The following is a 9,552-nucleotide window of genomic DNA, read 5'->3' as shown; positions in this document are numbered from 1 at the left end:
CATGGAAGAAGGACAGAAGTGGTATGAAACACTCTTACATAGAAAGCCTGATTTTATTCCACATGAAGGGTTTGCGGAGTGGGAACTGATTCCCGGATGTTGGTTACAGATTGCAGAAGGAATACCTACTGAAGGAAATGGATCATTACGTTTGGGGACAACGAATATTGAAGCTGAAAAAGATAGGCTTGTTGGTGTGTTAGAAATAGATGATTTTGAAATTTACTCAAGACCAGAGGTTCCAGTCAAATGGGGATCCTTTACAGATCCTTGGGGAAATCGTCTTGGATTTTTTGAGTACTGGATAAGAACGAAGAACGAGAACGTATAAAGATGATCATTGGAACGAAAGATTCTTAATCAAAGAATATGAGACAGTGACGTCTCTTGATTGTTAGATGTATAATCATGGAAGTGCTCAGACGACAAACGCTCCAGCCTAAGATAAGAGTTATCTAAGGCTGGGGTGTTTTCGTGAATACAAGAACGGTAGATAGCTGAATGCGGCGTAAGATCGAAAGGAGGAAAAAGTCATGAAAGATACGAAGATCTATAAAGAAGTAAATAGTTGCTCTATAAGTGCAGATATTTATTATCAAGGTAGGAATTCTCCGGTGATCTTGTATATTCATGGAGGGGCGTTAATTTTTGGGGCAAGATCATGGTTATCCTCCGATCAATTTGAATATTTCAGACGATCTGGCTTTAGTATAGTCAATATTGATTATCGACTTGCTCCTGAAACTGGATTTGAGGATATCATAGAAGATATAAAGGACGCAATTACTTGGGTAAGAACGAAAACAATCGAATGGTATGATTTCGATGTAAGTAATATTGCGGTTATGGGGAGTTCAGCTGGTGGCTATCTCAGCTTATTAATTGGAACAATTGATATTAGACCTAAAGTGATCGATTCACTTTATACAGCCTGTCAGCATGTCGGGGATCGTGAAGTTACGAATGGCCAATGGGAACGATTTAATTATTATTTATATTGCCGACAGCACGGTGTCTGGTTAAAAGAAGTAACGGGAATCAACAATGAACATGATCATACTAAATTAATTCAATATAACCCAATCAATAATATAACGGTAGAATTCCCCCCAACAATATTTCTTCATGGTGATCAAGATACAGATGTACCCTACGAACAATCAGTATTAATGCACAAGAAGTTAAAGGAAAAGGGAGTAGCTACAAAGTTAATAACTATAAAAGGAACGGAACATGTTTTTGATCAGAACTTTAGTGACCTACAAGTTCAAAACGCATTTGAAAATGTGATTGATTATTTAATAACACATTTGTGAGCGAGGTATCCTATGAAGCATCAATTAAAAGGCATTGTATTTGATATGGATAATACGATTTTAAGCTCAAAAATTGACTTCCAAGCCATGAAGAATGAAACCTACCAATTTCTCGTATCGAAAGAGATCCTACCCGGTGGATATAATCTTGATTACCATACAACATCAACTATTGTTGAAGAAGCAATACAAACGAATCGAATGACTGAAGTGTTACGAAATGAAATGTGGGATATTGCTAAGAAACATGAAGTGTGTGGAATGCAGGGGGCAGACTTGGAGCCCGGTGCAGTGGAGATCCTTAATAAACTTCAAGGTAGATATCACCTTGCAATTGTAACAAATAATTCTGTTGAAGCTGCAGAAATCGCATTAAGAGATAATGGTATTTATGAATATTTTGATTTCATTATTGGTAGGGAGTTAATGAAATCATTGAAGCCTTCACCGGATGGATATTTGCGAGTGTTGGATGAATTTAAGAACTCAGCGAATGAATGGCTCTCTATAGGCGATTCATGGATAGATGGAAAGGCATCTATTAGTGCAGGGATAAGGTTTATAGCTTATCGATCCGATAAAGAAATGTTGAAGCAGATGAAGGTGAACCCGACTGCAGAACTGTCCGATCTCTTGGAATTGATGAGTCTGATTGAGCAAATCGAAGAAGGCTCAGTGTGAAAACTTGTGAAAGAGCTACTAAATATGATAGGAGGATATGATTTGACCTTAGAGTACTTAATAAGATCGAAAAACATTCAATTTAGGAGAGCCAAAATAGAGGACTTAGACTTCATTATCTCATTAGAAAAACATCCAGATAGCAAGAAATATATTATTTCTTGGACCAGGGATAAACACCAGGATGCATTGGGAAGCGATGATTTTTTATATATTATTGTTGAGAACTCAAATAGTCAGAAGATTGGATACTTAATATTATCAGGAATATCAAATCAAAACGGTTGTATTGAAATAGTTAGAATTAATATAGGTGATAAGGGTAAAGGTTATGGGAAGGAAACAATGAAGCTGATACAAGAATACGTGTTTAATCATCTTAAAGCGCATAGGCTTTGGTTGGATGTTAAAGAACATAATAATAGAGCAAGACACGTATATGAGTGGGCCGGATTTAAGGTAGAAGGCTTGTTGAGGGAATGTATTAAATCAGAAGAAAATTATGAGTCCTTGGTAATAATGGGAATGTTGAAGAATGAATATAGAGGAAGACTTTCGGCTTCGATCTTTAGTTAGTTTCATTATAATGTGTGGAGGTATTTTATCTCCGACAGGACTTGCACCTAAATGGATATATTTTATTACGTTTTTACCAGGTAGTATCTTATTCTTGATCATATATTGGTATGAATTAAAGACATTCAAAGGCATCCGGAAGGAGTAATAAAATGGACATCACGTTATTCAAATCAGGCCTTAATGAAGCATCGATGATTCATGAAATGCAAATTAAATCATTTATGCCGTTGTTACATAAATATCAAGATTATGAAACCAGCCCTGCTAATGAATCTGTGGAACGAATAATTGATCGATTAAATCAATCGTTTACGGATTATTACATTATAAAAAGTTCAAATATTTCAATAGGTGCAATTAGAATTGTAAGGAAAGAGAATAAAATCTATCGCGTCAGCCCAATATTTATTTTGCCTGAGCATCAAGGGAAAGGAATTGCACACAAGGTATTTTCTATAATCGAAGATATATATAACGATGCGCGAATTTGGGAATTGGATACCATATTACAAGAGCAGGGGAATTGTTATCTCTATGAAAAATTAGGTTATCAAAAGACAGGGGAATTAGTGCAAGTTAACGATAAAATGACAATTGTGTTTTACGAAAAACGTTTGATTTAGCATTAAGACGCAACATCAATCAAAGCCCCAGCCTGAAGAGCAATCTAAGGCTGGGGTTTTCCGTGAATACATGAACATTATCGGAAATTAATACGCGAGGAAGTGAAAGAGGGATTCGAAAGTTCAACTTGACACTGTAAAGATTGTTTATTATGATCTTTACAGTGTCAAGTTATGTGAAAGGAAGTATATATCAAATGAAAGAAAAACCATATCACCACGGTGATTTGCGAAATAAACTTATCGAAGCTGGGATAGGGCTTATTAATGAAGATGGGTTAAAAGGTTTTTCCCTGCGTAAGGTAGCAGCGAAATGCAACGTCAGTCATGCCGCACCATACAGTCATTTTAAAGATATAGACGAGCTGATATATGCTATGGGCGAGCATGTAACGGAGCGATTTATGGATAAGATGCGTACATCAATTCGTGGACAGGAAAACAGTCTCGAAGCGACCTCGCTGCTAGGGCAGGCTTATATTTCTTTTTTCATTGAAAATCCGCAATATTTTCAGTTTCTTTTCTATCACTCAGGATTAACCATTGATTTGGACAATGATAACGCCAATGATTATCCGCCATTTGCTTTATTCAGGACAACGGCGTATCAAATGTTTCACAGCATAGGATTGCCAGAGAAAGCTTATTCCGAAAAATTGATTGTTCTTTGGTCAATGGTACACGGCATAGCCTCGCTGCTTACCAATCAGGGTATTCGATATTCCGGGGACTGGATTCATGTTTTTATAAACAATTGTATTAAGGAGATAGAATGATGAAAATGATTATCCATGATTTGAATCAACAAGAATTCATGGCGTTGTATGATAACCCAAATACAGACGTAACGGTTATATCAGACAATGGCACAATCCGTAAATGCATTGGTTGCTTTGGATGCTGGATCAGAACACCGGGAGAATGCGTTATAAAGGATGGTTATGACAATATGGGCGAACTTCTTTCAAAATGCAATGAGCTGGTTATCATCAGTAAATGTGTTTATGGGAGCTACAGCCCCTTTGTGTGCAATATTGTGGATAGGAGCTTACCATATCTTCTTCCTTATTTCGTAATCAAAAATGGAGAAACCCATCACCGATTCCGGTATGATAACAAATTCACTCTATCGGTACATTTTTATGGAAATGACATAACCAACGCAGAAAAGGAAACCGCAAAAGCTCTGGTTGCAGCGAACAGCGTGAACTTAAATTCCATAGGAAACAAGATGTATTTCCATAACAGCTTGCAAACAATCAAGGGGGTTATATAATGAGAATCGCTATGATAAATGGAAGCCCCAAGTTAGGAAAGAGCAATTCGGGCAGGATGCTCAAAGCACTTGAACCCCTGATAATCTCCGAGCATGAGATATCACACTATACCATAAATAAAAGACCGCTTACCGATGAGCAATACATCGAGCTTTGCCACATGGATACACTGATTTTTGCATTTCCTCTATACTTCGATGCAATACCTTCGCATTTATTAAGGATGCTGACTACGCTTGAAGGGTATATGAAAGCAGAACGGAAAAAGGAAATTTACGTTTATGCCCTTGTAAACAATGGATTTTATGAGGGGAAGCAAACTTGCATTGCTCTTGAAATCATCAAAAATTGGTGTGTACGATCCGGCCTTCATTTTGGACAAGGAATCGGACAAGGCGCTGGTGAAATGATGGGTTTTATCGAAAAGGTACCACTTGGCCAGGGCCCTTTAAAAAATCTAGGAAGGGCAATGGAGAGACTGGCAAAAAATATACATTCGCAGGGGAGTGATGATTCCTTGCTGTTCAGTCCCAATTTCCCACGCTTTGCCTGGCGATTTGCAGCGACACACTCTTTTTGGCATGCAAAAGCTAAAAAGAATGGTCTGAAGAAGAAAGATATTATGAAAAGGCTTTAAGAAAGCACTATTCCCCTGCGCTAATCAATTCGAAACAGCATTTCTATGTTTATAAACCAAATCGGAAAGACAAAGTGAAGACGTCAGCCCGTAGATGTGCTGACGTCTTGTGCGTGTCTATGAATTGCAATACTCAAACTCGTTGTCGAGCGCGTCGAAACCAATCTCCTGTTTTAACACCTGTTCTAATTCATCGTTTGAGATTAACCCTTCCAGTGGCAACTCAAGCCCTGTTGAGGTCGTTTCTATGTATTCAAAAACATCTCTACCATATACTTCCTCCAACTTTTTGACTTGACTATGCTTCAAATACTTTCGGTGTGTTCTTAATAGGTTGGCAGAATTGACTTTCAAATCGCCACTTGCTGTATGGGAATACTTCATACTCGTTAAATCTTCAAGCAAGTCCCGAAAAATAAAATCCTGTAAATTTTTCGCCAAAACAACAGCGGTAATATCATCGTGGTAAACCAACGTAACAGGTACATCCTCACCGTTTTGTCTATCAAATTGGAACACATACAAATCTCCGTTTTTTTGTCGACCAAATGGAACAAACTGAAACTCTGGTTTCGTCTGACGATAATCGTCAGGGTCTTTGAATGCTTCGATTTCTTCAACGATACTGTTCCATTTCAGCAACTCAAAGTCAAAGCCGAAAAACAGCATAGGCGGGTTTTGGGCTAATTTGGCATAATACTTTGCGTTCCAATCCTGCCCATATTCTCCGCCTGAATCCAACATACCGTCTAAATACAACTGTCTATATAGTTTCGGGTACGTAAAATTGTACTTCTGTTCAATCTGCTCTAATTCGTTCATACTATCCTCCCAAAACCACGATATTTGCTATCAGTATAGCAAACGCGAACTTGTTATTAAATACCACAGAAAAACATTGTGCCGATTGCATGGAAAGGAGCGCGACCGTGGCTATCAGCCATCACAGTATGAAAATCATCAGCGCGGCAACGTTATCGGAAATTAAGTGGCGTTACCAAACGAAGTAATAATTGACGTTCAAGGAGTCTAAGGATTAAGTGCTATTTCGAGCTCAGAGTACCTTGGAATTCTAAAGGAAGATCAATACGCTCGCTGTGGGTTTTCGTTAGATTCAAATCGTCTTTCAAGTGAGGTGGGGTTGAAAATGATGAAGGCAAATCAAGATCAGCGCATTCCCTATGCAGTTTTCGAGAATGAAACTCAATTACCTATACTGGATATTACTCATCCCCTTTTCAACGCAAGTATTGATGAACAGGCGTATCATTTGAACTGTCTCAAGTCAGCCCGGAGTATTGAATCATTAAAGAAGATGCCTCGCTTTATTCAGAACATATTTGTGAAAATGTCGAGTGTTGACAATTCATATCTTAGCGGCATGCATACCCTGGTGTACAAACTTGGTCCCGAGTTAAGCCGGGGGATAAAATTAGGCTTCCGGGACAAATGGGCGGTGAAGCAAACCTCTTTTATGGGACTTCGGATCAGGCTGAGGGATCTTTGCCGGCACCAATCGAAAATTTTGCAGCCCCAACTCAAACAATTCCCTGAACGGAACCTTTGCTTCTTCAATATCGCTGGAGGTGCGGCAACCGACAGTATCAACACTCTGATTCTAATTCAGGAATCGGATCCGGATTTACTCAAGGGACGGAAGATTGAGATCAACATATTAGATATCGATACCTACGGACCCAATTTCGCAAAACGATGCATCGATGTTCTGAAGCAGCCGGGGGAACGCTTCTATGGTCTGGACATTACCCTCAATATCATTCATTATGATTGGAGCCAACCAGAGGAACTGCTGAAGTTGAGTTTGGAACGAGCCGGATGGATTCAGTTCTGTTCATCGGAGGGCGGGCTATTTGAGTACGGTTCGGATTCAGATATCATTGAGAATCTAAACCATTTGTTTACCACCTCCCCAGCAGATGCCCGGGTCACGGGTTCCTTAATTTTTGATCGGGCGCATGTAAATCCGGGATACCTTGGATTTACAGAGTTTATTGGCGTGCAAATCCGCTATCTTGGGCTGGAGGGGTTGCAGCGAATTTTAACTAAAACCTCGTGGGTTTTGGAAGAATTCCATGAAATTGAATCGATCTATATTCTGTTTTCATTGAGGAAAGCGTGACTCATGATTGGTGCATTCGCCCCTCGATCCGGTTGGCGGCTGAAGAGTATCCGACTGGCAACTGAGATGCAGAGAAGCGAGAGCAGCTGGACAAATCGATTTTCCTAAGATAGAAGCGCTATCCAAGGGAGATTGATGTCATGCATACTGATACCAGTGCAAGTGCATAAAAGAAGATTTAGAATATAAAACAGAACATACATTCTTGTGTTGTGGTATAATTTCCCTAGATGAATTTACAAAGGGGAAAGAAAATGAGACTACAATTAATTTCTGAATTAGATGAATTTGTGTCGTTCGTAGGATCTTTAGATAACGTAAAGGATGAAATATGGTTTTCACCCCTTGGTGAAGGGAAATGGAGAATTCATGATGTTATTACCCATATCATGAAATGGGATGATTATTTTAATAACGTCACATTCCCAAATTTATTAAAAAGTAAATCTCCTGAATTAAGAGAACATCCGGACTATTTAGGATTTAATGAACAATCCATTATTTATGGAGAGGGAAGAAATAAGAAAGAAATCATCGAAGAAACAATTAAGAATCGCCAAATAATGATAAATAATTTAATGAAGCTGGAAGACAATCAATTTTCTGTAGTTTACCCGGGAGATCGGGGATTCACTATTGGAACATACTTAACTGAATTCTTTATATCTCATGAAACCTACCATATGAAACAAATTCAAAATTTTTTGATAACTAAGCAGATAATGTAAGAATGCTAGCGTATGTTGGATCTAAATTTATACAAAACATGCTTATTGAAAAAATCGCAACGCAAATTTGTCTTTTGTATAGTTTCATTATGCTCCCTTATTGTTTTCTTAAGTATTAGAATCCACCAAGTCGGCGTGAGGATATCAGCTTACCAGCAAAGGAATATCCCCTGTGTTCCGCTGCAATAGCAGTCATTGTATTAAAAAACCTAATCGCTTGGTTTGATTTTCTTATAAGCTTGATTATAAATAAAACCCTGACAACAGGGTGTCAGGGCTTTAGTTCGATATATCATATTGGGATCAATTATTTCTTAAACGGTTCGACACCGATCGTGATACCTGTATCGCTCGGGTCTTTCATTTTAATATTCGTAATAAACCAACCTTCATAACCTTTGGATGTAAGTTTTTGTACGGTGACAACCGCAGAGCCCTTGCCTTCCCAATTGGAAGCAACAAGGCCATAATCGAATGAGAACTGAGTCGTCGTTTTATTCAGAGATTTTGTTTTGAGCTTATCGATCTCAGACATATGCGGACTGGAGCCGCCCGTATTCCACTTGTAATCTTCGAATTCTTTCTTGGTTTTGGAACGTAGTTCAGGCGAGAAAACAGCGAATTGCAGCGCTCCATTGCGAGTCTGAATGCCTTTGACCCAAGTATCTAAGGCTTCTTTTGCTGTAGAGGGGACCAGCGCCGCTTCCAAACGTTGGATCTGAATCGCTTGTTGAGCGGAATCCGGCAGCGTCACTTGAACTTCATTCTTATCAGCATCGTAGACCGCCTTGCCTTTAAATTCTTCCGCAAGACGATCGATAGGAACAAGCACTTTGCCATCTTTGACTTGAAGATCCAGCTTTTCCGTCACAACGCCATGTCCATTGATAAGTAAATTCAAATTAGATCCTGCATAAGCCGTTCCTAAAGCAATCATCGTTCCGAGGGCACTACACAACATAATTTTTGACAGGTTTTTCATCATTTTCACCTCTTCTTCATATTAGAAGTATAGACGATTTATTATGGAAAAAGTTTCATTTTGCATAGCGTGTTGATGTTACTCAAGCATAAGCTCACTCTTATTTTGCGGAAAATCAAAATGGACATATCGCCCCTCTAATGTAGGCAATTCGTAAGGGACTAGGTATAGCTATTTCAAAAGAATATTAGCAATCGCAGCCAGCGACTTCGTCACTTTAAGTCGAGATAAAAACCAGCATAAATATTTGTCATTGAACTATTGGAACACGTTAATCCAATGATACAGCGACAGCCTAGGATTTTATTTTCTTATCCTTGGCCTACCGCTGTTTTATTTTCTAGGGTCAGTCAAAAACAAATTATATGAAGTCTGACGTTATAACAGTTTGAAAAGTCGCATAGATCATTGACATTCAGTCTAATACTTTATTTTCTGCTGACAGTAGCGCTCCAACTTAAGGAGTAAGGGAAAAGAAATAAAATTCCCTTTTCTTGTTGATCTTGCCCACGATTGTAGGTTGTTTGTTCTTGAATGTATATATTCATTCAATTTAACAGTAACTTTATATCCGGCCAAATTGACATTG

The 9,552-nt window shown here is 38.5% G+C and carries 11 protein-coding genes and 1 pseudogene; 10 read left to right on the top strand and 2 right to left on the bottom strand.

Annotation, left to right across the window (positions count from 1 at the left end):
* The first annotated feature begins 1 nt into the window (after nucleotide 1).
* From BBG47_RS26155 to BBG47_RS26120, 8 genes and pseudogenes are all read left to right on the top strand, one after another.
* Nucleotides 2-360, top strand: a pseudogene (locus BBG47_RS26155) (VOC family protein).
* A 173-nt stretch (nucleotides 361-533) separates the two neighbouring features.
* Nucleotides 534-1,316: an alpha/beta hydrolase gene (locus tag BBG47_RS26150; RefSeq protein ID WP_065294180.1), complete on the top strand. Its 783-nt coding sequence runs from the start codon at nucleotides 534-536 to the stop codon at nucleotides 1,314-1,316.
* Between the two features lie 12 nt (nucleotides 1,317-1,328).
* Nucleotides 1,329-1,997, top strand: coding sequence for an HAD family hydrolase (locus tag BBG47_RS26145; protein ID WP_254659934.1), 669 nt, complete (start codon nucleotides 1,329-1,331; stop codon nucleotides 1,995-1,997).
* Nucleotides 1,998-2,039: 42 nt separating this feature from the next.
* The gene (locus tag BBG47_RS26140) at nucleotides 2,040-2,573 is read left to right on the top strand and encodes a GNAT family N-acetyltransferase (RefSeq protein ID WP_251486584.1); all 534 of its coding nucleotides are present in this window, start codon (nucleotides 2,040-2,042) and stop codon (nucleotides 2,571-2,573) included.
* Nucleotides 2,574-2,725: 152 nt separating this feature from the next.
* Nucleotides 2,726-3,199: a GNAT family N-acetyltransferase gene (locus BBG47_RS26135; RefSeq protein ID WP_065294178.1), complete on the top strand. Its 474-nt coding sequence runs from the start codon at nucleotides 2,726-2,728 to the stop codon at nucleotides 3,197-3,199.
* Nucleotides 3,200-3,396: 197 nt separating this feature from the next.
* Entirely contained in the window at nucleotides 3,397-3,975 is a 579-nt protein-coding gene (locus tag BBG47_RS26130) for a TetR/AcrR family transcriptional regulator (RefSeq protein ID WP_065294177.1), read from the top strand.
* Nucleotides 3,975-4,475, top strand: coding sequence for a hypothetical protein (locus tag BBG47_RS26125; RefSeq protein ID WP_065294176.1), 501 nt, complete (start codon nucleotides 3,975-3,977; stop codon nucleotides 4,473-4,475). The genes BBG47_RS26130 and BBG47_RS26125 overlap by 1 nt, the downstream gene beginning before the upstream one ends.
* Nucleotides 4,475-5,113 (top strand): flavodoxin family protein, encoded by a 639-nt coding sequence (locus tag BBG47_RS26120; protein ID WP_083189620.1) that lies wholly within the window; start codon nucleotides 4,475-4,477, stop codon nucleotides 5,111-5,113. The genes BBG47_RS26125 and BBG47_RS26120 overlap by 1 nt, the downstream gene beginning before the upstream one ends.
* A 117-nt stretch (nucleotides 5,114-5,230) precedes the next feature.
* Here the strand turns inward: BBG47_RS26120 and BBG47_RS26115 are convergent, their stop codons facing one another.
* Nucleotides 5,231-5,935 (bottom strand): SMI1/KNR4 family protein, encoded by a 705-nt coding sequence (locus tag BBG47_RS26115; RefSeq protein WP_065294174.1) that lies wholly within the window; start codon nucleotides 5,933-5,935, stop codon nucleotides 5,231-5,233.
* A gap of 328 nt (nucleotides 5,936-6,263) precedes the next feature.
* Here BBG47_RS26115 and BBG47_RS26110 point away from each other — a divergent pair, with 328 nt between their 5' ends.
* Both BBG47_RS26110 and BBG47_RS26105 read left to right on the top strand, forming a co-directional pair.
* Nucleotides 6,264-7,253 (top strand): hypothetical protein, encoded by a 990-nt coding sequence (locus tag BBG47_RS26110; protein WP_065294182.1) that lies wholly within the window; start codon nucleotides 6,264-6,266, stop codon nucleotides 7,251-7,253.
* Between the two features lie 254 nt (nucleotides 7,254-7,507).
* Nucleotides 7,508-7,981: a DinB family protein gene (locus BBG47_RS26105; protein ID WP_065294173.1), complete on the top strand. Its 474-nt coding sequence runs from the start codon at nucleotides 7,508-7,510 to the stop codon at nucleotides 7,979-7,981.
* Nucleotides 7,982-8,288: 307 nt separating this feature from the next.
* On the opposite strand, the gene BBG47_RS26100 is transcribed toward BBG47_RS26105, so the two are convergent.
* Nucleotides 8,289-8,963 (bottom strand): hypothetical protein, encoded by a 675-nt coding sequence (locus BBG47_RS26100; RefSeq protein ID WP_065294172.1) that lies wholly within the window; start codon nucleotides 8,961-8,963, stop codon nucleotides 8,289-8,291.
* Nucleotides 8,964-9,552 lie beyond the last annotated feature (589 nt).

The sequence above is a fragment of the Paenibacillus sp. KS1 genome (assembly GCF_001680695.1).
Lineage (GTDB): Bacteria > Bacillota > Bacilli > Paenibacillales > Paenibacillaceae > Paenibacillus_B > Paenibacillus_B suaedae.
This window is presented reverse-complemented; position numbering and strand designations above follow the sequence as displayed.